This is a genomic window from Paenibacillus sp. 01T422, assembly GCF_056398785.1.
Map to the genome: position 1 here is coordinate 1 of NZ_JBFTQB010001501.1, position 680 is coordinate 680.

The following is a 680-nucleotide window of genomic DNA, read 5'->3' on the forward strand; positions in this document are numbered from 1 at the left end:
CCATTATGGGATTTTTTCCCGAAAATATTCCATGCGACGCAAAAAAAGCATGACTCTATAAAAGAGTCATGCTTCTTGTCTCGCATTTATTCGTGTACGATTTCCAAGTGAGATAAACAATTGTACAGCTGCAGCTCCCACCCTTTTTCTTGACGCAACAGGACCGTTAGAGACGTATTTTGCAGGAATTGTTCACTATCCATGCGCAAAACTCTGAGCACCTGCACAATGAATCCGCCGTGAGAGACCAATAATATTTTCTGATTCGGATAAGCCTCGAGCAACTCACCCTCTAATTCGGACCAACGTTTCCAGAGATCATCATCCGACTCCTGGCCTAAGTCCTGAAGCTTCCATTCTGGACCCCAACGTTCTTCTCTTTCTGCAACAGTAGTTCCTTCGACCTGACCATATCTTCGCTCACGAAGTCTGTTATCCGTTCCGATAATCGGGATCCCTGAGAGCTTTGACATGATTTGAGCTGTTTCCTTAGCTCTTTTTAGATCACTGGAGATGRTCCCATCCCAGGATTCATTGGTTAATCGAATTCCAAGCAGCCTCGCTTGTTCTCTGCCTTCATCAGTCAAATCCGTATCCAACTGCCCTTGCAGCTTGCCTAAGCGATTCCATTCCGTGCTTCCATGCCGGATAAAGCCAATCGTTGTCATTACATCTTCCTC

General features: G+C 45.5%; 1 protein-coding gene. It reads right to left on the bottom strand.

The window, feature by feature from the left end; all coding sequences use genetic code 11:
- Nucleotides 1-86: 86 nt before the first annotated feature.
- Nucleotides 87-668, bottom strand: coding sequence for a histidine phosphatase family protein (locus tag AC1DUA_RS39840; protein WP_477504906.1), 582 nt, complete (start codon nt 666-668; stop codon nt 87-89).
- Nucleotides 669-680: the final 12 nt, after the last annotated feature.